26 protein-coding genes are annotated in these 23,533 nt (G+C 69.1%); 9 read left to right on the top strand and 17 right to left on the bottom strand.

Annotated elements, in window-relative coordinates; all coding sequences use genetic code 11:
• Window position 1: 1 nt before the first annotated feature.
• From F0415_RS12045 to F0415_RS12060, 4 genes are all read right to left on the bottom strand, one after another.
• Window positions 2–1,396, bottom strand: a complete 1,395-nt coding sequence (locus tag F0415_RS12045; RefSeq protein ID WP_149861471.1) for an FAD-dependent oxidoreductase — start codon at window positions 1,394–1,396, stop codon at window positions 2–4.
• Window positions 1,397–1,443: 47 nt separating this feature from the next.
• A complete protein-coding gene (locus F0415_RS12050) occupies window positions 1,444–1,977 on the bottom strand; it encodes a MarR family winged helix-turn-helix transcriptional regulator (protein WP_149861472.1) in 534 nt (177 codons plus the stop codon).
• 94 nt (window positions 1,978–2,071) lie between these two features.
• Window positions 2,072–3,085 carry a TIGR00266 family protein gene (locus F0415_RS12055; RefSeq protein WP_149861473.1) on the bottom strand — a complete coding sequence of 338 codons (1,014 nt, stop codon included), beginning with the start codon at window positions 3,083–3,085 and terminating at the stop codon, window positions 2,072–2,074.
• A gap of 46 nt (window positions 3,086–3,131) precedes the next feature.
• Complete coding sequence (locus F0415_RS12060) at window positions 3,132–3,842, bottom strand: DUF533 domain-containing protein (RefSeq protein WP_188310385.1); 711 nt, start codon at window positions 3,840–3,842, stop codon at window positions 3,132–3,134.
• Between the two features lie 130 nt (window positions 3,843–3,972).
• Here F0415_RS12060 and F0415_RS12065 point away from each other — a divergent pair, with 130 nt between their 5' ends.
• Genes F0415_RS12065 through F0415_RS12090 form a run of 6 tightly spaced genes read left to right on the top strand, consistent with a single transcriptional unit; the run spans window position 3,973 to window position 8,438 of the window.
• Window positions 3,973–4,356: a diacylglycerol kinase gene (locus F0415_RS12065; protein WP_149861475.1), complete on the top strand. Its 384-nt coding sequence runs from the start codon at window positions 3,973–3,975 to the stop codon at window positions 4,354–4,356.
• A 12-nt stretch (window positions 4,357–4,368) separates the two neighbouring features.
• On the top strand, window positions 4,369–5,088 hold the full coding sequence (locus F0415_RS12070) for a TerC family protein (protein ID WP_149861476.1): 720 nt from the start codon (window positions 4,369–4,371) through the stop codon (window positions 5,086–5,088).
• Window positions 5,089–5,094: 6 nt separating this feature from the next.
• On the top strand, window positions 5,095–5,985 hold the full coding sequence (lgt, locus tag F0415_RS12075) for a prolipoprotein diacylglyceryl transferase (RefSeq protein ID WP_149861477.1): 891 nt from the start codon (window positions 5,095–5,097) through the stop codon (window positions 5,983–5,985).
• On the top strand, window positions 5,982–6,776 hold the full coding sequence (locus F0415_RS12080) for a thymidylate synthase (protein ID WP_149861478.1): 795 nt from the start codon (window positions 5,982–5,984) through the stop codon (window positions 6,774–6,776). Before lgt ends, F0415_RS12080 begins: the two co-directional genes overlap by 4 nt.
• A 29-nt stretch (window positions 6,777–6,805) precedes the next feature.
• The gene (locus F0415_RS12085) at window positions 6,806–7,939 is read left to right on the top strand and encodes a hypothetical protein (RefSeq protein ID WP_149861479.1); all 1,134 of its coding nucleotides are present in this window, start codon (window positions 6,806–6,808) and stop codon (window positions 7,937–7,939) included.
• Window positions 7,923–8,438 (top strand): dihydrofolate reductase, encoded by a 516-nt coding sequence (locus tag F0415_RS12090; protein WP_188310386.1) that lies wholly within the window; start codon window positions 7,923–7,925, stop codon window positions 8,436–8,438. The genes F0415_RS12085 and F0415_RS12090 overlap by 17 nt, the downstream gene beginning before the upstream one ends.
• Here the strand turns inward: F0415_RS12090 and F0415_RS12095 are convergent.
• From F0415_RS12095 to lptD, 7 genes are read right to left on the bottom strand one after another with little or no spacing between them, the layout of a single operon-like run.
• On the bottom strand, window positions 8,423–8,893 hold the full coding sequence (locus F0415_RS12095; protein WP_149861480.1) for a hypothetical protein: 471 nt from the start codon (window positions 8,891–8,893) through the stop codon (window positions 8,423–8,425). The two genes, F0415_RS12090 and F0415_RS12095, sit on opposite strands and share 16 nt — an antisense overlap.
• 27 nt (window positions 8,894–8,920) lie before the next feature.
• Window positions 8,921–9,766 (bottom strand): symmetrical bis(5'-nucleosyl)-tetraphosphatase, encoded by an 846-nt coding sequence (locus tag F0415_RS12100; RefSeq protein WP_149861481.1) that lies wholly within the window; start codon window positions 9,764–9,766, stop codon window positions 8,921–8,923.
• On the bottom strand, window positions 9,767–10,147 hold the full coding sequence (gene apaG / locus F0415_RS12105) for a Co2+/Mg2+ efflux protein ApaG (RefSeq protein WP_246149959.1): 381 nt from the start codon (window positions 10,145–10,147) through the stop codon (window positions 9,767–9,769).
• Between the two features lie 10 nt (window positions 10,148–10,157).
• Complete coding sequence (rsmA, locus tag F0415_RS12110; protein ID WP_149861483.1) at window positions 10,158–10,985, bottom strand: 16S rRNA (adenine(1518)-N(6)/adenine(1519)-N(6))-dimethyltransferase RsmA; 828 nt, start codon at window positions 10,983–10,985, stop codon at window positions 10,158–10,160.
• Window positions 10,982–11,953, bottom strand: a complete 972-nt coding sequence (gene pdxA, locus F0415_RS12115) for a 4-hydroxythreonine-4-phosphate dehydrogenase PdxA (RefSeq protein ID WP_149861484.1) — start codon at window positions 11,951–11,953, stop codon at window positions 10,982–10,984. Before pdxA ends, rsmA begins: the two co-directional genes overlap by 4 nt.
• A gap of 3 nt (window positions 11,954–11,956) precedes the next feature.
• Window positions 11,957–13,249 (bottom strand): peptidylprolyl isomerase, encoded by a 1,293-nt coding sequence (locus F0415_RS12120; protein ID WP_149861485.1) that lies wholly within the window; start codon window positions 13,247–13,249, stop codon window positions 11,957–11,959.
• Between the two features lie 40 nt (window positions 13,250–13,289).
• Window positions 13,290–15,509: an LPS assembly protein LptD gene (gene lptD, locus F0415_RS12125; protein WP_149861486.1), complete on the bottom strand. Its 2,220-nt coding sequence runs from the start codon at window positions 15,507–15,509 to the stop codon at window positions 13,290–13,292.
• 71 nt (window positions 15,510–15,580) lie between these two features.
• Between lptD and msrB the strand changes: the two genes are divergently transcribed.
• Complete coding sequence (msrB, locus tag F0415_RS12130; protein WP_149861487.1) at window positions 15,581–15,979, top strand: peptide-methionine (R)-S-oxide reductase MsrB; 399 nt, start codon at window positions 15,581–15,583, stop codon at window positions 15,977–15,979.
• Window positions 15,980–15,983: 4 nt separating this feature from the next.
• Here msrB and F0415_RS12135 read toward each other — a convergent pair whose 3' ends face one another.
• From F0415_RS12135 to F0415_RS12145, 3 genes are read right to left on the bottom strand one after another with little or no spacing between them, the layout of a single operon-like run.
• Window positions 15,984–16,895, bottom strand: coding sequence for a histone deacetylase family protein (locus F0415_RS12135; RefSeq protein WP_149861488.1), 912 nt, complete (start codon window positions 16,893–16,895; stop codon window positions 15,984–15,986).
• A gap of 1 nt (window position 16,896) precedes the next feature.
• Window positions 16,897–17,451, bottom strand: coding sequence for a cob(I)yrinic acid a,c-diamide adenosyltransferase (locus F0415_RS12140; RefSeq protein WP_149861489.1), 555 nt, complete (start codon window positions 17,449–17,451; stop codon window positions 16,897–16,899).
• A 27-nt stretch (window positions 17,452–17,478) separates the two neighbouring features.
• Window positions 17,479–18,066, bottom strand: coding sequence for a hypothetical protein (locus tag F0415_RS12145; RefSeq protein ID WP_149861490.1), 588 nt, complete (start codon window positions 18,064–18,066; stop codon window positions 17,479–17,481).
• 78 nt (window positions 18,067–18,144) lie between these two features.
• On the opposite strand from F0415_RS12145, the gene ubiH reads away from it, so the two are divergent.
• Together ubiH and F0415_RS12155 are read left to right on the top strand one after the other, a co-directional pair.
• Window positions 18,145–19,356 (top strand): 2-octaprenyl-6-methoxyphenyl hydroxylase, encoded by a 1,212-nt coding sequence (gene ubiH / locus F0415_RS12150; RefSeq protein ID WP_149861491.1) that lies wholly within the window; start codon window positions 18,145–18,147, stop codon window positions 19,354–19,356.
• Window positions 19,353–20,534: an FAD-dependent oxidoreductase gene (locus F0415_RS12155; RefSeq protein WP_149861492.1), complete on the top strand. Its 1,182-nt coding sequence runs from the start codon at window positions 19,353–19,355 to the stop codon at window positions 20,532–20,534. Before ubiH ends, F0415_RS12155 begins: the two co-directional genes overlap by 4 nt.
• A gap of 506 nt (window positions 20,535–21,040) precedes the next feature.
• Here F0415_RS12155 and F0415_RS12160 read toward each other — a convergent pair.
• The 3 genes from F0415_RS12160 to F0415_RS12170 form a co-directional block, all read right to left on the bottom strand.
• Entirely contained in the window at window positions 21,041–21,613 is a 573-nt protein-coding gene (locus F0415_RS12160) for a hypothetical protein (protein ID WP_149861493.1), read from the bottom strand.
• Between the two features lie 79 nt (window positions 21,614–21,692).
• Entirely contained in the window at window positions 21,693–22,526 is an 834-nt protein-coding gene (locus F0415_RS12165) for a DUF3800 domain-containing protein (RefSeq protein ID WP_149861494.1), read from the bottom strand.
• 73 nt (window positions 22,527–22,599) lie between these two features.
• Window positions 22,600–23,533, bottom strand: a 934-nt coding sequence (locus F0415_RS12170; RefSeq protein WP_210244191.1) for an LAPAL motif-containing putative phage structural protein, incomplete at its 5' end; no start/stop codon positions are given.

The following is a 23,533-nucleotide window of genomic DNA, read 5'->3' on the forward strand; positions in this document are numbered from 1 at the left end:
CTCAGGCGCAGCAGGCGGCGCTCGCCGCCGGGCGGCCGCTGCCGCAGCCGGTGCCGCAACCGACCGTTGCGCTTGCAGGTGCCTCCGCCAGTCCGGCGCTGTCGGTCAGTGGCGGCGCGCAGCACCGGTTGGGCGGCGCCCCTTCGCCCTCGTCAGCGAACCGGGTGATGCAGACCCCGGTTTCCGGCAGCACCAGTTCGACCCGGGCGGCGGCGGCATGGTCGCCGGCGATGCCGGCCACCACCGAACGCACCTGCTCGTAGCCGGTCAGCAGCAAGAAGGTCGGCGCGCGGCCGTAGCTTTTCATGCCGACGATGTAGACGCCGGGATCGGGGTGGGCCAGCTCGGCGATGCCATGCGGGCGGACGCTGCCGCAGCTGTGCAGGTTGGGATCGATCAGTGGCGCCAGCGCGACCGGCGCGGCAGTGCCCGGATCCAGGGCCAGGCGCAGTTCGGCAAGGATGCGATGGTCGGGCCGGAAGCCGGTGGCGGAGACGATCTCGTCCACCGGCGGCAAGGCACGCTCGCCGTCGCGGGCGACGATGCCCTCGTCGGTGCGTTCCAGGCTTTCCAGATGGAAGCCGGTTTCCGCGCGCAGCACGCCGGCCTCCAGCCAGCGCTTGATGGCCAGGCCCAGGGCACCGCGTTCGCGCAGCTGGTCATGCTCGCCGCCGCCGAGCACCCGGGCCACGGTGGCGCGGCGCAGGGCCCAGACGATGCGGGTGCCCGGTGCTTCTCCCGCCAGCGTCGCCAGATCGTTGAGCACGTTGAAGGCGGAGTGGCCGCTGCCGACCACCAGCACCCGGCGACCGGCATAACGGTCGCGATCGCGTCCCAACACGTCCGGCATGCCGTGGACGACATGCGCGGCCACGGCGGCCTCGCCGCGCGCGGGCAGGCCGGAGGCGCCCATCGGGTTGGGGAGGCTGGTGGTCCCGGAGGCGTCGATCACCGCCCGGGCGCGGATGTCGTGTTCGCCGCGACTGTCCACGTAGCGGACGAGAAACGGCGTGTCGGCGCGGCCGGCATCCTTCATCCGGTCGCGGCGCCAGCGGCTGACGGCGATGACGCGACTGCCGGTGCGGATGCGCGGCGCCAGCTCCGGGGTGGCGGCCAGGGGCGCCAGGTAGCGCTCGGCCATGTCCGCGCCGGTTGGGAAGCCTTCCGGATCTTCGAGCCGCCAGCCGTGGCGCTCGAGCAGGGCGCTTGCTGCCCGGTCCACGTTGTAGCGCCAGGGCGAGAACATGCGCACGTGGGCCCAGGACAGCATGCCGGCGCCGACCCGCTCGCCGGCTTCCAGCACCAGCGGTTCCAGGCCGCGTTCCAGCAAGTGCGCGGCGGCGGCAAGGCCGACCGGACCGGCGCCGATCACCACGACAGGGAGGGAGGCGTTCATGAGGGTTTCCTTGTTGGTGGTAGTAACAACAAATTGGGCGAGCCGAATCAGGCGCAGCCTGGACGGCGGCCCTCCGATGGCGCGCAGGCGCCGGGACCGCAGCCGCCGGCGTCGAGGAACCGGCGTTCGGCCAGCCCCGCCAGGCGGTCGAGGGTTTCGATGGTGCCGCGCCTGACCTCGGCCGGCAGGTCGGCCAGCAGCGCACGCTGCTGGGCCACCAGGTCGTCGTTGATGCGCTGGACCAGACGGCGTCCGGCGGTGGTGGCGCGCAGGCGCACGGCGCGGCGGTCCTCCAGGTCGGGGCTGCGCTCGGCATAGCCCTTGCGCACCAGGGCGTCCACCACGCGGGTGGTGGTGCTCTTGTCCAGCAGCAGGGCATCGGACAGGGCCTGGCTGCGCATCGCGCCGCGTTCGACCAACAGTTCCAGGGCGTGGCACTGGGTCACCGACACGTCATGGCAGCAGATCCGGTCGCGGTCGCGGAACTGGTACACGCGCAGCAGCCGGGCCAGGGCCGCCTGCAAGTCGGCGGCATCCTGGGCCAGGCGATCGGTGGCGGCGGTGCGGGCGGAGTGCGGCATGGCGATCTGCCGGATATGGTTGGCAGTCACAACCATATTCGCGGGACGCGTTGCCGTCAAGGCCGCGCCGGAGGCGCGGCCCTTCCGGTAGGGCTCAGAAGCCCCGGTCGCCGGAGATGATGCCGCCCAGGCCGCCCAGCACCGAGCCTTCGCCCTTGCTGCCGCCGCGCTGGTAGGCGGCGCTGAACATGCGGCCGGCCAGGCGCGAGAAGGGCAGCGATTGCAGCCAGACCTTGCCGGGGCCCGTCAGAGTGGCCAGGAACACGCCCTCGCCGCCGAACAGCATGGATTTCACCCCGCCGACCGTGCGCAGGTCGAAATCCACCGTGCTGGTCATGGCGACCACGCAGCCGGTGTCCACGTCCAGGCGTTCGCCGGCGGCCAGCTCGCGCTCGACGATGGTGCCGCCGGCATGCACGAACACCAGGCCGTCGCCGGTCAGTTTCTGCATGATGAAGCCTTCGCCACCGAACAGCGCCGTCATCACCTTCTTCTGGAAATACAGGCCGATCTGCACGCCGCGGGCGGCGCACAGGAAGCTGTCCTTCTGGGCGATGATGGTGCCGCCGTAGTTCGACAGGGTCATCGGCACGATGGTGCCGGGGTAGGGGGCCGCGAACGCCACCCTGGCTTTGCCCGATGTCCCGGCATGGGTGAACACGGTGGTGAACAGGCTCTCGCCGGTGATCAGCCGCTTGCCGGCGCCGACCAGCTTGTCCATGAAGCTGCCGCCGCTGCTGCCGCCGTCGCCGAACACCGTCTCCATGTTGACGGCGGCGTCCTTGTACATCAGCGAACCGGCCTCGGCGACCGCGCTTTCGCCGGGGTCGAGCTCCACTTCGACGAACTGCATGTCCTCGCCGTAGATGCGGTAGTCGATCAGGTCGGCACGCCGATGGCCGGCGGCCGCCGGCGGCGGCGCCGGCACCGGCAGCGCGCCCGGGGCCGATTCGGCGCGCAGTTCGCTGCAGGCGCTGATCGGAATCCATTCGGCGAAGCCCTGCCGCCAGCAATGGCCGTCGGGATTCTTCGCGGCCTGGGCGACCGCGGCGGCGTGGTCGAGCGGGCCGATCTGCCGGCCGTCGTAACTGAGGTACCACTGATGCATGTCGGGACTCCGTGTCGGTGCGGTGGGGATGCGGGAGGGTCGGGGTTCAGGCGGACTCGGCGCCGAGCCGCACATGGATGTCGCGGCGGCTGGCCTCGTCCAGCGACAGGGCCTTGCCCAGCCGGTCCAGGAAGGCCCGCTCCTGTTCGGTCTCGGCGCCGGCGGCCAGCAGGGCGGCCGCGTAGACGGCAGTCTCCTGCCCCGGCAGGGTGCGGGCCGCGAGTTGCTCCAGCGTGAACGGGGCGCGGATCTCCGCCTCGAGCATGCGCAGGTCGTCGTCCTCCATGCCCGCTTCGCGGGCGCGCCCCATGATGGCCTGGCGCTCGGCTTCGTCGATCAGCCCGTCGGCATGGGCGGCGGCGATCATGGCGCGCAGCAGGTGCAGCGCCTCCTGCTCGCGCCGGGTGGCCGGTGGTGGCGTCGCGGCGCCCGGCGGCGGCGGCGGCGGAACGACGGTGCCCGCGCCCGGCCGGGCGGCGTAGGCTCCCGGCGGCGGTGGCGGCGGAACGGCGGCGCCCGGTCCGGTTGCCTGAAGCCCGGCAGGGCTGGCCGAGGCGGATTCGTGCCGGTGGCCGCCCGAGCCCTTGTAATGCTCCCAGGCGGCCATGGCCACGCCCAGCAGGCCCAGGCCGATCTGCGCCTTGGCGCTGCCCGACAGTTTCGGCACGCCGGTACTGCGCTTGCGCCTGCGGCCGCCCAGGCGGCCGTCCAGGGCGTCTCCCAGCATCTGGCCGAGCAGGCGTTCGGGGTCGAACATGGCAGGGTTCCTCGCGCGGACGTTCCGGCGAGCGTGGCGGCGGCGGCGGAGTTGCGCAAGGGCCGAAGGTCCGGGCCGGCCGGCGGTCTGTGGCAGAATGCGCCGTCTTTCCGCTTCCCCGACCTCCCGCATGGCCGACAGCCAAGGCAGCCACGCCCCGCGCAGCCCGTTCCGGGCCTGGCAGGCCTTCCTCTGGTCCATGAAGGGGCTGCGCGCGACCTGGTCGCTCGAGTCCTCGTTCCGGCTGGAGGCCTACCTGTTCGTCGTGCTGGCGCCGCTGGCCCTGTGGCTGGGCCGGGACGGGGTCGAGCGCGCCCTGCTGATCGGCTCGATGATGCTGGTACTGGTGATCGAGGTGCTGAACTCGGCGGTCGAGGCGGTGGTGGACCGCTGGGGCGCCGAACACCACGAGTTGGCCGGCCGGGCCAAGGACATGGGCTCGGCCGCGGTCTTCCTGGCCGACATGAACGTGTTGATCGTCTGGGGGCTGGTCCTGCTCCCGCGCTATCTCTGAGGGATTCGCCGGATGGATTGGCTGTTCAGCACCGAACTCTGGGTCGCCCTGCTGACCCTGGCCGCGCTGGAGATCGTGCTGGGCATCGACAACCTGGTGTTCATCTCCATCGCCGTCAGCCGGTTGCCGCCGGACCGGCGACCGAGCGCCCGTCGTTTCGGTCTGGCCCTGGCCTGCCTGACCCGGATCATGCTGCTGCTGTCGCTGGCTTTCCTGGCCAGCATGGAGAACAACCTGTTCAGCCTGTTCGGCCAGGACTTCTCCGTGCGCGACCTGGTGCTGATCGCCGGCGGCCTGTTCCTGCTGGTCAAGGGCACCATGGAGATCCACGATTCGGTCGAGGGTCGCGGCGAGGAGGAGGACATCGGTACCCGGCCCTCGGCGGTGTTCGGCGTGGTGATTGCCCAGATCGCGGTGATAGACATCGTGTTCTCGCTCGACTCGGTCATTACCGCCGTGGGCATGGTGGACAATCGCGCCATCATGGTCGCGGCGATCCTGGTGGCGGTGGCGGTGATGTTGTTCGCGGCAAACCCGATCGGCGATTTCATCGACCGGCATCCGACCGTGAAGATGCTGGCCCTGAGCTTCATCATTCTGGTCGGCGTGGCCCTGGTCGCCGACGGCTTCGATTTCCATATCGACCGCAAGTTCCTGTACTTCGCCATGGCCTTTTCGGCCGGCGTCGAATCGCTGAACATCCTCGCCGCGCGCAAGCGGCGCAGGACCTGAGCCGGCATGACCATCCTGCACGACATCGATCCGGTCGCCGTGCCGCTGCCGTTCTGGCCGCACGGCATCCACTGGTACGGCCTGATGTACCTGGCCGGCTTCGGCTTTGCCTGGTGGCTGGGCCGACGCCGGGTCCGGGCGGGGCGGTTGCCCGGAGTGAACGAGGAGGCCTTCGGCGACCTGATCTTCTACGGCATGCTCGGCGTGGTGCTGGGCGGTCGCCTGGGCTACGTGCTGTTCTACGGTCTGGAGGCGGCCTTGGCCGACCCGCTGTCGGTGCTGCGCATCAACGAGGGCGGCATGAGCTTCCACGGGGGTCTGCTGGGCGTGCTCGCCGCCGCGGCCTGGTGGACCCGCAAGCACCGCCTGCACGCTTTCGACACCATCGACTTCCTGGCGCCGCTGGTGCCCGCCGGCCTGGGCTTCGGCCGGCTGGGCAATTACATCGGCGGCGAGCTCTGGGGCAAGCCGACCGGCGGCACCTGGGGCGTCGTTTTCCCGGACGCGCTGCCGGTCGAGTACGCCCGCCTTCCGGCCGAGCAGTTGCGCCAGCTGCACGCCAGCGGCGCCCTCGACGCCTTCGCCCGGCATCCGTCGCAGCTGTACCAGGCTTTCCTGGAGGGCGCGGTGATGCTGGCGGCCCTGCTGTGGTTTTCGCGCCGGCCGCGGCCTCGCTACGCGGTCTCTGGCTTGTTCGCCCTGCTGTACGGGCTGTTCCGTTTCGCCATCGAGTTCGTTCGCGAGCCGGATGCGCATATCGGCTACCTGGCCTTCGGCTGGCTGACCATGGGTCAGGTGCTGAGCCTGCCGCTGCTGGTGGTGGGGCTGTGGCTGTTGTGGCTGTCGCGGCGGGCGCCGACGTTGGCGCCGGCGCCGCCCGCGGAGGAAGCGCGATGAGGCAGTACCTGGACCTGCTGGCGCATGTGATGGCGCATGGCACCGACAAGACCGACCGGACCGGCACCGGGACCCGCTCGGTGTTCGGTGCCCAGCTGCGTTTCGACCTGACGGCCGGCTTTCCGCTGGTGACCACCAAGAAACTGCACCTGCGCTCGATCATCCACGAACTGCTGTGGTTCATCCGCGGCGAGACCAATGTCGGCTACCTGCGCCAGAACCGGGTGACGATCTGGGACGAATGGGCCGACGGGAACGGCGAGCTGGGGCCGGTCTACGGCAAGCAGTGGCGACGCTGGCTGGCGCCCGACGGCCGCGAGATCGACCAGCTGGCCTGGGTGCTGGAGGAGATCCGGCGCAATCCGGACTCGCGCCGGCTGATCGTCAGCGCCTGGAACGTGGCCGACCTGCCGGAAATGGCCCTGATGCCCTGCCACGCCCTGTTCCAGTTCTACGTTGCCGACGGCAGGCTGAGCTGTCAGCTTTACCAGCGTTCGGCCGACCTGTTCCTGGGCGTGCCCTTCAACATCGCCAGCTACGCGCTGCTGACACACATGGTGGCCCAGGTTACCGGCCTGGAGGTTGGCGATTTCGTCCACAGCTTCGGCGACGCGCACATCTACCGCAACCATTTCGAACAGGTGCGCGAGCAGCTCTCGCGCGAACCCAGGCCGCTGCCGCGGTTGCGGCTCAATCCGGAGGTGAAGGACCTGTTCGCCTTCCGTTACGAAGACATCGCCATCGAGGGTTACCAGCCGCATCCGGCAATAGCCGCTCCGGTGGCCGTCTGAACCGCTTTTTTCAACCAGGGGAGTACTGAATGTTCCTTTCCACCATGTCGCTGGCGGCCGTGCTGGCGGTCGTCCCCGCCGTCGGTGCGCCGGCTCCGGCGCCCTCCGCCGCTACCGAGGTCGTGGCCGCGGCGGAGCTGAATACGCTGCTCGGCGCGGTCAGGATTCCGTTCGCCTTCAGCGAGCGTTCGCGGAAGGCATCGATCGGCAAGAACGCCGGGATCAGCGCCAGCGAGACCATCGAGCTGGAGGTACTGGACGGCCCCCGCGCCGGCCAGGTTCTGGAAGTCAGCACCACCTACATACTGCCGCAGGGGCTGGACGCGAATCTGGTGCGGCCCATCGCCAGACGGATCCAGGAGGACATCGCCGCCAATGGGCAGACCAAGACCATCCGTCCGCTGCAGCGGGATGGCTTCGAGTTCACCCTTGCCGATACCCGGATGGAGTTCGATGGCAAGTCCAGCCGGATGGCCCGGGTGGTCGGTGTGGTCAACGGTGCCATCGTGAATACGGTAATCATCGACCCGACCGATGGCGAGGCGGCTCCCGATCTGGTCGAGGCACTGGCCACGGTGCGGATAGATTTCGCCGGCCTGCTGCGGACCCGGCAACGCCTGGACGAGGAGACCGGCAGGCTGGTCGTGGACGGCAAGCTGCGCACGGCGATCGGCGACCTGGCTGAACCGCATGGCGTCGGCGCCCTGGCGGCTCTGGTCATCGCCTATCGTGACGGCGAGGGGCGATTGCACGGGGTCACCCAGCAGTTCGGCTTCTTCAAGCAGGGCTTCTGGACCCAGCAGCGCATGGGCCTGTCGGTGAGCTGCGACCTTTCGCCCGACGCCGACCGGCTCGCCGAGCTGCGCGACCCGCTGTCGGGCAAGGACGGCGTTACCGTTGTATCGCGTGATTCGGGCTTGCCGCTGGGGGGGCTGCAGGCGGAGAGGATCCTGGCCAGGCGCGAGAACCGAGACGGTTCCGTATCGGAGGTCACCCACTGGTACGCCAGCGACGGTGAAGCCGCGTACGCGTTGCGGATCGAGCGGGTCAACGGCCGGGCCTTGCAACGTGATCTGGAACGCCAGCTTTCGGGCCTGAGCCTGAGTTGCCGTCCCGAGAGCGGGCTCGGCGCGCCGGTCACGGGCGATGTGGCGGGGCGATAGCACGCCGCTGGCCCTGGTCGCGGCACTGGACCGCCGGCATGGCATCGGCCGGGGCAATGCCTTGCCCTGGCACCTGCCCGACGACCTCAAGCGCTTCAAGGCGCTTACCCTGGGCAAGCCGCTGCTGATGGGGCGTCGTACCGCCGAATCCCTGGGCCGGGCCCTGCCGGGCCGCGAAAACCTGGTGCTGACCCGTTCCGGCCGGGTGCCGTTCGCGGCCATGCGCGCCGTGGCCTCGCTGGAGGAGGCCCTGGCGCTGGCGGCCGGACGCGGACTGATGGTGATCGGCGGCGGCGAAGTCTATGCGCTGGCCTTGTCGCGGGCCACGCATCTGCACCTGACTCACGTGGACACGGTGGTGACGGATGCCGATGTCTTCTTCCCGGCCTTCGATCCCTCGGCCTGGCGGGTACTGAGGCGCGAACGGCATGCCGCCGACGCAAGGCATGCCTTCGCTTTCGAATTCGTGGATTACGGCCGGGCTCAGCCGCCGCGGTAGGCGTCGGCGGCGCGCCGCCGGAAGTGGTTCAAGGCCGCCAGGCTGAGCTCGAGCTCCAGGTAACGTACCGCCTTGTCGGTGGGAATCGCCCGGGCCAGGCGTTCGAACATGCGCTGCCGCTGTTCGGCTTCCTCGATGTCCAGGTCGGTGAGTTCCTCGGCCAGGTCGGCGGGCTTGCCGCTGCCGCCGGCCATGGCCGAGAGCAGTCGGTCCCTGCGCTCGGACAGGTTCGCGAGCGTGCCCTGCCAGGCGTCGTAGATGGGCCAGAAGCCGGCCGCCTCCTCGGGCGTGAGCTGCAGCTGCCGGGCGACGAAGATCTGCTTGCCCGGTGCGCTGGCCTCCAGCAGGGCCTGCACCCGCGCCATCGTCTGTGCTGGCGCGGCCTCCTGGGCGAAGGCCGGCGACAGGGCCGACGCGGCCAGCCACAGGATCAGAGCGGAAACCAAGCGGGACATGGCGCTACCTCCTCCGTTGCCGATGATTCAGTCGTCTCCGCGCGGTCCGCGCTGCGGCGGATCGCGACCGGGAACCTGGTGCAGGCGCAGCTCGGGACCAAGTTCCAGTGCGGTCAGCCGTCCGCCCCAGACCGCGCCGGTGTCTATGGCGTAGACGCCCAGCCCCATGAACAGCCCGAGCGTGGACCAATGCCCGCAGACGATCGGCAGGTCGCGCACCGCCTGGCCCGGCACTTCGAACCAGGGATACAGGCCCGGCTTCTGGCTGCCCGGCCGGCCCTTCTCCTCGAAGCCGATGCGTCCACCGGGCGTGCAATAACGCAGGCGGGTGAACACGTTGATGATGGCGCGGATCCGGTCCACGCCCGCCAGCTTCGGCGACCAGGCGGGCTTGTCGCCGTACATGTGGCGGGCCAGCTTGGCGAAGCCGTCGCCGCGCAGCCGGTCTTCGACCTCGCGGGCGCGGGCCTCGGCCTCGGCGATGTCCCACTGCGGCGCCAGCCCGGCGTGGACCAGCGCGAAGCCGAGCTTGCGATCCACGTGAAAGAGCTTCTGCCGGCGCAGCCAGGCCAGCATCGGTTCGGCGTCATCGGCGAACAGCACCCGCTGCAGGTCGGGATTGACCTTGCGCCGGTCGGCCTCGCGCCGGGTCGAGATGGCCAGCAGGGACAGGTCGTGGTTGCCCAGCACCACGGTGCTGTGGATGGCCAGGGAATACACCAGCCGCAGCGTCTCCAATGACTGGCCGCCGCGATTGACCAGGTCGCCGCAGAACCACAACTGGTCCGCCGCCGGGTCGAAGCGGATCTTCTCCAGCAGACGCTGCAGCGCGTCGTAACAGCCCTGGACGTCGCCGATGGCGTAGGTGGCCATTCAGTGCAGGGTCCTGGGGATGGACAGGGTGAAGGGCGCGATCGGCGCCTCGAAACGGGTGCCGTCGTCGGCCAGCATCTCGTAGCTGCCGCGCATGGTGCCGATCGGCGTCTCCAGCACGGCGCCGGACGTGTACTCGAAGCTTTCGCCCGGACGCAACCAGGGCTGTTCGCCGACCACGCCCTCGCCGCGCACTTCCTGCACGTTGCCGTTGGCGTCGGTGATCAGCCAGTGCCGGTTGAGCAGCCGCGCCGGCACCTCGCCGGCATTCTGGATCCGGATGGTGTAGGCGAATACATAGCAGCCGTCCTCGGGGACGGACTGGTCGTCGAGGTAGCGCGTGGCCACCGAGACCCTGATGGCATGTCGCGGCGCGTCCATGGCGGCCATCTTACCCGCTTGCGCCTGCGCCGCGCCCCGCAAGGTGGTTGGCCAGGCGGATGAAGTCGGCCGGCGCCAGCCGTTCGGCGCGCAGGTCCGGGGCCAGGCCCGCCGCCTCGATGTCTGCGCCGGCGCACAGTCCTTGCAGGGCGTTGCGCAGGGTTTTGCGGCGCTGGCCGAAGGCTTCGCGCACGATCTCGGCGAACAGCGGAGGACTGGCGATGCCTACCGTCGCCGGATCGCGCGGGACCAGCCGCACCACCGCCGAGTCCACCTTCGGCGGCGGCCGGAACGCGCCCGGCGGCACGGCGAACAGCGGCGTCACCTCGCATCTGGCCTGCAACATCACGCTCAGGCGGCCGTAGACCTTGCCGCCGGGAGCGGCGGCCATGCGCTCCACCACTTCCTTCTGCAGCATGAAGGTCATGTCCCGGATCGCGTCGGCATGCTCGAGGGCATGGAACAGAATCGGCGAGGAGATGTTGTACGGCAGGTTACCCACCAAGCGGATGCGCGGTACGGCATGGCCGTCATCGGCGGCCAGTTTGCCGAAATCCACCTGCAGCACATCCTTGTGGATTACGGTCAGCCGTCCCAGGCCTTCGGCGCCTTCCACCAGCGGCGTAATCAGGTCGCGGTCGAATTCGACCACGGTCAGTTCGCCGTGCCGGCGCAGCAGCGGGTAGGTGATGGCGCCCTGGCCCGGGCCGATCTCCACCAGCCGGTCGCCCGGCTTCGGATCCACTGCGGCGACGACACGCTCGATGTAGGCGCGGTCGACCAGGAAATGCTGGCCCAGGGACTTCTTCGGCGGCGGTTTGCTGCGGGCGGCGCTCATGCCGCCAGTTTCCGCGCTCCGAGCCGGGCGCACAACGCCACCGCCGCCAGCATGCTGGACGGGTCGGCCAGGCCACGGCCGGCAAGCGTCAGGGCGGTGCCGTGGTCCACCGCCACCCGCGGGTAGGGCAGGCCCAGGCTGATGTTCACGGCATGCTCGAAGCCGCCGTGCTTGAGCACCGGCAGGCCTTGGTCGTGATACATGGCCAACACGGCATCGCAATGTTCCAGCCGGGCCGGCAGGAAGGCGGTGTCGGCCGGCAGGGGGCCCTCCAGCGACATGCCTTCGGCGCGCAACGCCGTCAGCACCGGCGCGATGACCTCGATCTCCTCGCGGCCCAGGTGGCCATCCTCGCCAGCGTGCGGATTCAGTCCGAGCACGGCGATGCGGGGCTGCCCGAGCCCGAAATCCCGCACCAGCGCCGCATGCAGTATCCGCAGCGTTTGCTCCAGCGATTCGCGGGTGATGGCATCGGCGACGGCGCGCAGCGGCAAATGGGTCGTGGCCAGGGCGACCCGAAGGCCGGGGCGGGCCAGCATCATCACTACCGGGGTGCCGGCCTGGCCGGCCAGCAGCTCGGTGGTGCCGGTGTAGGGGATGCCGCCGGCGTTGATGCTGGCCTTGTGCACCGGGCCGGTGACCAGGCCCTGGTATTCGCCGGCCAGACAGGCGGCGCCGGCGCGTTCCAGCGCGGTGATGACGGCGCGGGCATTGGCCGGGTCCGGCTCGCCGAAGCGGACGGGCGCGGCCTGCGGCACCGGCACCAGGGCCAGCCGGCCGGGGCCGGCGGCCTGGCCGGGTTCGCAGAGTTCGAGCGGAAGCCGCAGGGCGCGGGCGGCGGCCCGCAGGGTATCGGGATCGGCGTACGCGACCAGCTCGGCCGGCTGCGCTTGCTGCGCCAGCCGGACGCAGAGCTCGGGCCCCACGCCCGCCGGCTCGCCCGGAACCAGGGCCAGGCGCGGGCGCATCGCTCAGCCGGCCAGACGGCTCTCGACGTAGGCCTCGGAGCGCAGCTGGCGCAGGAAGCGCTCGTATTCCTCCTCGGCCTTGCGCCGGGAGATGATCTCGCGGGCCTGGTTGCGCCGGTTCTGCTCGGTCACGTCCTGCTCACGACTGCCCAGGCGCTTGACGATGTGCCAGCCGACGTCGCTCGAGAACGGTCGCGACAGCTGGCCATCGGCCAACTGGCTGATGGCGTTGCCGACGGCCGGCCCCCAGGCATTGATGACGAACCAGCCGAGATCACCGCCGGCGGAGCGGCTCAGGGTGTCGTCGGAATGCTCGCGGGCCAGGGTGGCGAAGTCCTCGCCGGCCTGCAGGCGGGCATACAGGTCCTCGGCCTTCTGCCGGGCGGCTTCGAAGGGCAGGGTGGGCGTGACCCGGACGAGGATGTGCTGGGCGTTGTATTCGGTGACCACCTGCCGGCCGCCTTCGCGGACGTCGGCCACGTGGATGAGCTGGAAACCGCCGGAGCCGCGGATCGGGTCGCTGACCTGGCCCGGCTGGAGCGACCGCACCAGCCCGACGAAGGCAGGCGGAATCTCGTCGTAGCCGCGCCAGCCCAGATCGCCGCCGTCGAGGGCGTTGGGGGCGTCGGAATAACGGATCGCCGCCGCGCGGAAGTCCAGCTCGCCGCGCTCGATCACCGCCTTGATGCCGGCGGCCTTTTCCTGGGCGGTGGCGACCTGTTCGGGAGTGGCGCCGTCGGGCAGGGCCACCAGGATGATGCCGATACGCACCTCGGGGCCGCCGATCTCGCGGGTTTCCAGCAGCTGGTCCACCTCGGCCTCGCTGACCTGCACGCGGCTTTGCAGGAAACGCTGGCGCAGCCGCTCGATCAGCATCTCCTCGCGCAGGGTGTCGCGGAACTCGGCGAAGGCGATACCGTCGGCCTCGAGACGCTGGCGCAGTTGCTCCTGGGTCATCCGGTTGCGCGCCGCGACCGCCTGTACCGCCTGGGCGACCTCGCTGTCGCCGACGCGGATGCCGGAATCGCGAGCCCGCGCCACCTGCAGGCGCATCAGCACCAGGCGATCGAGCACCTGGCGCTCGAGCACGTCCTCGGGCGGCAGGGCGCCGGGCTGGTCGGCGTACTGGGCGCGGATGTTGGCGACGGCGCGGTCGAGCTCGCTGCGCAGGATCACGTCCTCGTCCACGACCGCGACGATGCTGTCCACCGGTTGGGTGTCCTGGGCCAGGGCCGGCGACAGGGCCGCGAACACGGCCAGCAGGGTGGCCAGGGCGAGGGATATCCGGTGCTTCATGCGGGGTCGGCCTCCGGCGCCGGATGCGGCGCCCACGGGGTCAGCGGGAGTAGTCAAGAATAGCATCATCCAGCAGCCGGACCGTGTCGCGGCCGAAGCTGCCGACGCCGTTCAGCTCGAATTCGAGGTAGATCCCCGAACCGTAATCGCCGGATTCGCGAACGTAGCGCCTGGCCAGCAGGCGCACCGCCACGCAGCAGCTCTTCCACTCCAGGCCGCCCAGGGCTTCGAGGGTCTGGCGGTCGCGCAGGGAATAGTTCCAGCGGCCGACCAGGCGCCAGTCGCGGTGCACGGGCAGGACGAAAGACAGGTCGCCCTGCTCCAGCAGGTCGGCCCGGTAGCGATAGGCCAGGTTGACCAGGCCGCCCTCGCCGAAGCGCCACTGGCTGCGCACTGCGCTCAGCGAGGTGCGCTCGTCTTCCGGCTCCCATTGGTGCGCCAGGCTCAGGCGCCACTGGCGGGCCAGGGCGATGCTGGCCTCGGCCACCCAGGCCGAACCCTCGTCGCTGAGCAGGGGCGCGCCGGGAATCGTTACCCGTGGCGTTTCGAAGTAGTGCACGCGGCCGACGCCGGCGCTCAGCAGTTCGCGGCCGTCGTCGGCGTCGAACAGGCGCGTGCTCAGCGCCAGCGTCACCTGGTCGGCGTCGGCCTGGCGGTCGCCGCCGCTGAAGCGGTTGGAGCGGAACAGGCCGGGCCAGCCGAAGGTCAGCGGCCGGGTGTCGAACAGGGGCAGGTCGTCCTGCTCGCGATAGGGCGCCTTGAGGTAAAACAGCCGCGGCTCCAGGGTGTGCAGCAGGTCCCGGCCCAGCCAGGTCAGCTCGCGGTCGAAGTAGGCGCCCGCGTCCAGGCTCCAGATCGGCAGGCTGCGGCTGGGGCGGGTGTCGCCATCCGGCAGGGCCAGGCCCTCGTCCAGCGACCAGGTGGTGTAACGCCAGGACAGCTGCGGGGTCAGGAACCAGGCCGCGCCGCCGAAGGGCAGGCGCAGGCTGGGCTGCAGGTCCAGGCGGTCGCCGCCGTCGCGCAGCTCGTGACTGAACCTGACCGCCTCCGCGCGCACGTCCAGCTCCGCCCAGGGCGCCAGCCAGCGGTTCCAGCGCGCCTGCAGCGACGGCAGCTCGCGGTAGGGCTCGCTGAACTCGCTGACCGCCAGGCTGGCCGCCTGCCAGTCCCGCATCCCCAAGCGGAGGTCCCAGCCCTGGCCGCGGCCCTGCAGGGTGGCGTGGCTGTGCAGCAGGGTGATGGTGCTGCCCGCCAGCGATTCGCCGAAGTCGTCGAAATAGCTGCGGTCGGAGACGTGCTGCAACAGCGACCCGAACTGCCAATGGCGGGAGAATCGGGTCGAGTGCCGCCAGGAGGCCAGCCCGCGGTCGCGGCCACTCAGATCATCGTCGGGCAGCCAGTCGCCGGCGATCTCGCCGCGGCTGCGTTCGGTCAGGTAGCGGAACTCGCCGCCCAGCATCAGGCCGCGCCTGGACAGCCAGCGCGGGCTCAGGGTGACGTCGTAGTTGGGCGCCAGGTTCAGGTAGATCGGCTGCTCGTAGTCGAAGCCGTTGCGGTCGTCGTAGCCGATCTTCGGCCAGAGCAGGCCGGTGCGCCGGCGGTCGTCGGTGGGAAAGCGGATCCAGGGCGTCCACAGCACCGGCACCTTGCCGATGCGCAGGGTGGCGTTGCGGGCAGTACCCATGCCCTCCTCGCCGTCCACCTCGATGTCGTCGGCGGAGAACTCCCACTGGCGCTGGCCAGGCGGGCAGGTGGAATAGGTGGCGCCGGCCATGCTGCCGCGCTCGCCCAGCATCACGACGCTGTCGGCCCGGCCGTTGCCCGGGCCGTCGTTGAACTGGTACTGCACGTTTTCCAGCTCGATCCGATCCTGGTCGCTGTCGCCGCTGGCGCGGCCGGCGGCGAAGCGCATGCGCCGATCCTGGTAGCGAACCGGGCCGTCGGTGTGGAAGCGGTTGCCTTCGTGTTCCCAGGTCAGCCGGTCGGTGCCCAGCCACTGGTCGCCGCGGCTGAGTTCGACCTCGCCGGTGAGCACGGTGACCTCGTCGCGGCTGAGGTCCAGCTCGCGGGCGGTAACGTCGGTGGGCGCGCCCTCGCGCGCCGGTGCCGCGCCTTCCGTCCGCGGCCTGTATTCCGGCAGCGTCCCGGGCAGGGGGCAGCGCTGCCAGAGCGGGTCTTCGCTCCCGGGGGCGTCCTGTGCGCGGGCGGCGCAGGCCATGGCCAGGCAGAATGGAAGCAGGCGGAGGACGGGACGGCGCACGGGAACATCCGGGAAAAGGACGCGTAAGCTTGCCCCGAGCCCCGGGGGCGGGGCAACACGAGGAGGCGGCCATGGCCGGCAGGGTCGAAAAGAGCGATGCGCAGTGGCGGGCCGAGCTCAGCCCGGAGCAGTACGCGGTCTGCCGCTGTTCGGCCACCGAACGCGCCTTCACCGGCAAGTACTGGGACCACAAGGCTCCGGGCACCTACGTCTGCGTCGCCTGCCGGGCACCCCTGTTCGGCTCGGCCGACAAGTACGACTCCGGCAGCGGCTGGCCCAGCTATAGCCGACCACTGGACCGGGCGGCGCTGAGCGAACATCTGGATACCAGCCATGGTATGCACCGGATCGAGGTCCGCTGCGCCCGCTGCGATTCCCACCTGGGCCACGTGTTCCCGGACGGGCCGCCGCCGACCGGGCTGCGCTATTGCATCAATTCCGCGGCCCTGGACTTCCTGCCGGCGGAATGAAGCCTCAGGCGCCCAGCCCGCGCAGGTGCGCGACCACGCAGCTGCGCAGGGCGGCCAGGCTGTAACCGCCCTCCAGCAGCGAGACGACCCGGCCGCCGCCGTGGCGGGCGGCCGCGCCGGCCAGTTCGCCGGCCAGCCACCGGTAGTCGTCGGCCTCCAGCATCAGGTCGGCCAGGGGATCGAGGCGATGACCGTCGAAGCCGGCCGACACCAGCAGCAGTTCCGGAGCGAATCGCTCCAGCTCGGGCAGCAGGGTTTCCCGCCAGGCCTCGCGAAAGGCGTCGCTGCCGGCCCCGGGGGGCAAGGGTGCGTTGCGCAGGTTGCCGGTGCCGCGCTCGTCGGCCAGACCGGTGCCGGGAAAGAGCGGCCACTGGTGCGAGCTCAGGTACTGCACCCGTGGCTCGTCCTGGAAGATGGCCTGGCTGCCGTTGCCGTGATGCACGTCGAAATCGACGATGGAGACCCGGCGCAGGCCATGCGCCGCGACCGCGTGCGCCGCCGCCACCGCCGCCGAGTTGAACAGGCAAAAGCCCATGGCCCGGCCGGCTTCGGCATGGTGCCCGGGCGGGCGCACGGCGCAGAAGGCCAGGCGGTCCCCGCCGGCGATCACCGCATCCACCGCCGCCACCGCCGCGCCGGCGGCGTGCAGGGCGGCCAGGGCAGAGCCGGGCGACAGCACGGTGTCTTCGTCCAGGCGATACGGGGCTTCGACCGGCGTGTCGAGGATGCAGGCGACCAGGTCGCGGGTATGCACGCGCAGCAGCTGTTCGCGGCTGGCGGCGGGCGCGTCGCGCCACCGCGCGTTCGGGAAGGCGGCCCTGACCGCCTGCAGCACCGCTTCCAGCCGGGCCGGGCTCTCCGGGTGGCCGGGGCCGGGGTCGTGGGCCATGCAGGCCGGATGCGTGTAGGCCAGCACGTCAGGCCTTGCGGCGTTCGTGATTCCAGATCACTTCGCCATGGCCGCCGGCCCGGGCCAGCACCCGGCACAGCACGAACAGCAGGTCGGACAGACGATTGAGGTAGCGGATCGCCTCGGGCCGCACCGCGTCGTGGCGGGAGAGGGTCACCACCTCGCGTTCGGCCCGACGGCAGATGGTGCGGGCCAAGTGGCAGTGCGCTGCGGCCGGGCCGCCGCCGGGCAGGATGAAATCCTTCAGCGGGGGCAGGTCGGCATTGAAACGGTCGAGGATGCTTTCCAGCCGCTCGATGTCGGCGGCCTGGATGGCAGCGTGGCCGGGAATGCAGAGCTCGCCGCCCAGGTCGAACAGCTGGTGCTGCACCGACACCAGCACCTCGCGGACGTCGTCGGGCAGTTCCTGCGCCAGCACGATGCCGATGGCGGAATTGGCCTCGTCCACCGTGCCGTAGGCGCTGACCCGGGCCGAGTCCTTGGACACCCGGGTGCCGTCGCCCAGGCCGGTGCTGCCGTCGTCGCCGGTGCGGGTGTAGATCTTCGAGAGCCGGTTGCCCATGGCGGGCGCGGATCCGGGATCGTGCGCTCAGCGCGGCGCCCGCGCCGCGCCCAGCCACAGGCCGTGCGCCAGCGAGGCCGTGACGTGCAGCACGGCCGCCAGGCCGACGTACAGGCCGGTGCTGCCCAGGTAAGGCAGGAACCAGTCGCTGAAGTTCTTCCACCAGCCCGCCAGGGTCGGCTCGGCCACCACCGGGCTCAGCCAGTAGAAGCCGCCCTGGGCGAGCAGGTGGCAGGCGGTGACGCCGGCGACCAGGGCCAGGGCCGCCCGGGCCAGCTCGCGCGGACGCAGGCCGGTGTAGCCGCGCGCCAGCCAGGCACCGGCCAGCCACAGCGACAGGTAGGCGGGCACCAGGAACCAGTAGCCCGGCGACACGCAGTAATGGCTCCAGAAATCGAGACCGCTGGCACGGATCACCAGGAAATCCACCAGCACCGACAGCGCCATCAGCAGCGGGAAGGCCCAGCGCAGGTCGCGGCGCAAGTAGAAGCCCGACAGCAGGAACACCGCCCAGGAAGCATCCGGCACCGCGCCGAAGTGGTTCAGCCGGGTCGCCGCCAGCACGGCGGCGAGCAGGGCGAAAAGGGCGAGGCGCGAACGGAGGCTCTGGATCATGGCGTGTCGGTTCAGGTTCCGAAGGTCCGGCCGGCATTCTATCGGATGCGACCGGCCGGCGGGCGTATCATGCCCGCCATGCGAGCGGTCGCCTGCGATCACGACATCCTCATCCTTGGTGGCGGCCTGGTCGGCAGCGCCCTGGCTTGCGCCCTCGATGGCCGCGGCTGGCGGCTGGGGCAGGTGGAAGCCAGCCTGCCGGCCGAGGGCGCGCCCGGCTTCGACGAGCGCAAGCTGGCCCTGGCCCGGGCCAGCCTCGATGCCCTGACGGTGTTGGGTGTGCTGCCGCGGCTGGCGACGCCGCCGGCGCCGATCCGTCGCATCCATGTCAGCCGTGCCGGCGATTTCGGCACCGTGCGCCTGGAGGCCGCCGAGCGCGGCGTCGAGGCCTTCGGCGGCGTGGTGCTGGCGCGCGAGCTGGGCCAGGCCCTGGAAGCGCGGCTGGCGGACGTGGCCGGTCTGGTGCGGCACCGTCCGGCGCGGGTGCTCGAGGTGTTGCAGGATCCGGCTGGCCCGCGCGTGCGCATCAGCGGCCCGGAAGGCGAGCGCGAACTGCGCTGCCGCCTGCTGGTGGCCGCCGACGGTACCCGCTCGCTGGCGCGCACGGCCCTGGGCATCGGTAGCCGCGAACACGACTACGGCCAGAGCCTGGTGGTCTGCAGCCTGGCCACCGACCGCGCGCCCGACGGCACCGCCTACGAACGCTTCACCGAGGAAGGCCCGGTGGCCCTGCTGCCCATGGCCGGCGGCCATTACGGCAGCATCTGCGGCGTCGCCCGCGAGCGGGCCGGGCAGGTGCTGGCCCTGGACGACGCCGCCTACGGCGAGTACTGGCAGCAGCGCTTCGGCTGGCGCGCCGGCCGCGTGCGCCGGGTCGGCAAGCGCAGCGCCTATCCGCTGGTGGCGGTGTGGGCCGAGCGCCTGACGGCGCCGCGGGCGGTGCTGATGGGCAATGCCGCCCAGACCATCCACCCCATCGGCGCCCAGGGCTTCAATCTGGGCCTGCGCGACGCGCTCACCCTGGCCGACCTGCTGTCCGGGGGCGGCGACCCCGGCGCGCCGGCCCTGCTGGTGGCTTACGAGGAACGCCGGCGCGAGGACCGCGAGCGCACCCTGGCTTTCAGCCACGGACTGGCCACCGCCACCGCCACGCCCGGCTTCGGCATGCAGGTGTTGCGTTCCCTGGGCCTATTGGCCCTGGGGCACGTGCCCGGCCTGGCCGAGCCGCTGGTCAGCGGCGCCATGGGCTTTCGTGGCGAGACGCCGAGCCTGGCGAGGAGTGGCGCATGAACAGGCGCGGCGGCCTGGACCTGGTCGTCATCGGCGCCGGCGTGGTCGGCGCCACCGCCGCCCTGGCCGCGGCCCGCGATGGCCTGCGTGTGGCGCTGGTGGAGGCGCATCCGCCGCAGGCCTGGCGCGAAGGCGAAGCGGATCTTCGCGTCTTCGCCATCGCTGCCGACGCGCTGGCGATGTTCGAGGATCTGGGCGTGGGCGCTTCCATCCGCGCCGCCCGCGCGCACGCCTACCGGCGCATGCGGGTGTGGGACGCGGCCGGCGGTGGCGAGCTGGTCTTCGATGCCGACCGGCTCGGCCAGCCCTGCTTGGGCCGCATCATCGAGAACCGCCTGCTGGTGGACCGCCTATGGGCCGCCTGCCAGGCCGAGGCCAATGTCGAGCTGCACTGTCCGGCGCGGCTGCAGGGCATCGAACAGGACGACAGTGGCGTGCGCGCCCGCCTGGACGACGGCCGCGAACTGCGCGCCCGCCTGCTGCTGGGCAGCGATGGCGGCGCGTCGCGCGTGCGTTCGCTGTGCGCCGTCGAGACCGATGCGCACGATTACCGGCAGCGCGGCCTGGTGGCCTTCGTCGGCACCGAGAAGCCGCACGAGGACACCGCCTGGCAGCGTTTCCTGCCTACCGGGCCGCTGGCCTTCCTGCCCTTCGGCGATGGCCGCTGCTCCATCGTCTGGAGCCTGCCCACTGAAGAGGCGGAGCGCCTGCTGGCGGTGGACGAGGCGCGGTTCCGCCAGGAACTCGCCCGCGGCTTCGACGCCCGCCTGGGCGAGATCACCTCGGTTTCGGTCCGCGCCGCCTTCCCGCTACGCCGGCAGTTGGCCAAGGCCTATGTGCACGGCCGCGTGCTGCTGGCGGGCGATGCCGCCCACGTGGTGCATCCGCTGGCCGGGCAGGGCGTGAACCTGGGCCTGCGTGACGTGGCTGCGCTGCGCCGGCTGTGGCGTGAGGCCGGGGAACGCGGCGTGGCCTTCGACACGCCGCACCGCCTGGCGCGCTGGGAGCGCGAGCGCCGCAGCGACGTCACCGTTTCCGCCCTCGGCTTCGAGACCATCAACCGCGTCTTCAGCAACGACGCCATGCTGCCCACCTTCCTGCGCGGCCACCTGCTGGGCCTGGCCGGCCGGCTGCCGCCGGTGGTGCGGGGGCTGTGGCGGCGGGCGGCGGGGGTGTAGGGGCGGGCGATGCCGGCAACACGGGTCACGACACGGCGGCGTGACTCAAACGAAACGGCCTCCGGAGAAGCCGGGGCGGTTCAGCTGGCACGTGGCGAGAACTATGACTCCGAGGCCTGGCTCAGGCATCCGATGGTGCAGCGGCCGGTGCGGGGCCGCGACCTAAGAGACTGATTCACCGTCAGCGCGAGCAAGGTAACAACGGGTCAGACCGACCTGGAGAGAGCCTAGCTAACTGTTCGGCGCCATCAGGTGCGGCGGCTGATCCCCGCGGCATCGGCAAAGCCGATGAATGAATGAGGCCTCCGGGTGCGGTTTTTACCCTGATCCGGACGAGCAACTGGCGTCCAACAAGACCGTTTACGGAAATGCGGTCTGGCAACCGTTGGGCCTGCTCAAGCCGACACGCAACACGCAGCACGAAAGAAGAGGTGTAGCTATCGCCCGAGAGCTAGAGGCAAGAGCGCGGCGTGCGTGAAGTTGACAGGGGTTTCCTTACGGAATTGTTATGCGTCATCTCGTTTGCGCTTGGCTTCTATTGTGTAGGTGGTCCCCTGGCGCTTCTTGCCGCTAAACCTCTCATAGATTTCGCCGAGGAAAGCAGCGCCTGCACCAAACACAACCCAGAGCGGAACGCCGATAGCGGTGCCCAGCGCGGCAATGCCGGCTCCTTGGCCACCGAAAATCACTACTGTGGCAATTGCGGTTGAAATACCAAGTCGACCAGGGAGGCCCCGGTTGTCCCAACCCAGCTCCTTTAAGGCTTTTCCGGTCATAGCTACGCCTTGCTTAAGCTTAGCAATGCGAGGCGAGTTTGAGTTATAGATACTCAGCAAATCTTCTGACAGTGTGGATAGCTCGCGCGGCGTGAGCTCTTTGCCTATCAGGGCAAATAGTGGCTTTAGTGTCGAGAATTTCGCGGTGGCGGAGATGGACGCCGCAACCTTCTTGGCCAAAGAAGCGTTGGACTGCTTTATGGTCAGAAGTTCGTCGGACCATTGCACCAAGGCTTGCTTTTGATCCTCATTGGCTGAGGCTGCTATACGGTCGAGAACTTGCCGGGACTTCTCACTGGCCATCCGAAGGTCTCCAATGACGCATAACACCTGAATTAAGCCGAGCCGCGAAGCGGGTTCGGCTTGAATGAATAGCTATACGTCACAGCAACTCAGCATCAACCCGGCTTTTGATCTTGTGCCTGAAGTCGCTAGCCCCAGCGACAACTAGGCCCCAGCCACAGATGTTCTTCGGCGCACCATAGAAGAGGGATTTCATTTCCCTCGTAAGGTCAACGCCTAGGCCATCACTGCGCTTTCCGAGCGAGTACTCAATGTACTCACGAACGGCGCCAACTGTAAGATCTGCGAGCTGAAGTAAAGACGAGTTCTCGATGTTTTGGAACATAGGGGTGTCAGAAAAGCCAAGGCCAGATAGCGGGCCAGAGTGGTAGGGGTGGCCCTCAATGGTCTTTCCGTCTTTAAAGGCCGAAGCGTACTCACGGCAGAAGGGTTGGGGATCACCCTTGTCTGGCCAGTCAAGAATGACCTCGCATGCGCTGGCGCCAGATTGCTTTGAATGCAAGGCCACGCGTTGCAGTGCGTTGGAGAAGGCGTACTGTGCAATACTTTGCTTTCGTAGCTTGATGATCTTGCGCTCTAGGCTGTATGCCTCAATGGCGGCGAGAACGATCGTCACTTTGGCCGCAACGACCAAGCGAAGAAGCTCTATCCGCCACTCCTTAGATGAGTCGAGTAGTTTCCTGTGCAGTTCTTCAGCGCCCTGGCGCTTGTACAGGTCTTTGAGGTCTTTGAAGTTCCACTTAATTGGTGCGCGCCTAGGGCCATACCTTGACTTTATGTCCTCGATTTGTGTGCGAATGGACGCTTCCTGATCTTGCGGAACGATGACCCCGCCGAAGATAAAAACATCTTGGATTGGTGCGCTTCGCCAGCCCACCATCTCAGAGTTGTCGGCGTACCAGCGCAGCTTCATCGTGACGTATAACGCCTGAGCTAAGCGGCCACATCAATCGCGAAGCGATTGATTGGTCCGCTTGAGCTAGTAGTTAGAACGACATCTGCGAGTAGCGGGGAATGTGCTCAATGACCTCAACGACTTCATACCGAGTATTCATCACAATCCTCGTGTCTGGATCTACTTTGCGGTAGATCTTTAGCACAGCCTTCAGAACATCGCCGGGCGCAATGCGAATGTCGTGTTGAAAGAAGCGATCGTAGAAGTAGTGATCGAGAACAGGCGCAGCGATCTTCATGCCGTGCCAGTAGAACTCCCACTTGCGACGACCTCTTGCCATGATTGCGCGCGAAATCTCTAGGTAAGCGACCTCGAACACCACGTTTAGCTCATCTTGCGGTACGCGATCCATGAGGAGCGCGAACCGAGATCGCGGCACGATCGGGAGATTAGGCGCACTTGCGCCCACTAGCTTCAAGCCAGAAACAGAGGCGTCAGTAGATGCCCCATTGAACACTTGCCCAACGGCGCTCTTGAACTGGGGCGAACGCTCGACTTGTTTCTTCGCCTCGTAGACGTTTCTTGGAACGATGATCCGGTCGTTGCCGCTCTCAATGATTACAGAGTCATCATTCACAATTACTGTAGGCGGCTCATCCTGCCCAAGTGTTGCTTCATAGATGTATGCGGCGATGATGCTGTAGAGAATTGCTTTCGGCGCCTCTTTGGAGAAGACATTCTTCGCACGATCAAAGATTGTTCGGACGGAAGCCTTAAAGCTGCCGTCCTCAAGCCTTTCAACAACGACTTCGACGTAATGCCCAGGATTGATGATCGCGTTCGCTTCGCGAAGCGCGCTCGCAAGCCCTGCCAATGAAAGCGACAGGCCATAAGCACTCGTAAGCTTCCCCGGTCGGTAGACACCCAATAAGTAGAACTTTCTGGCATCTTTTCCCAGCCAGGAGGTTTGCATGAAGAAGTCGAAGTTCACCGAGACCCAGATCATTGCCGTGCTCAAGCAGGGC

The sequence above is a fragment of the Arenimonas fontis genome (genome assembly GCF_008386465.1).
Classification (GTDB): Bacteria; Pseudomonadota; Gammaproteobacteria; order Xanthomonadales; family Xanthomonadaceae; genus Arenimonas; species Arenimonas fontis.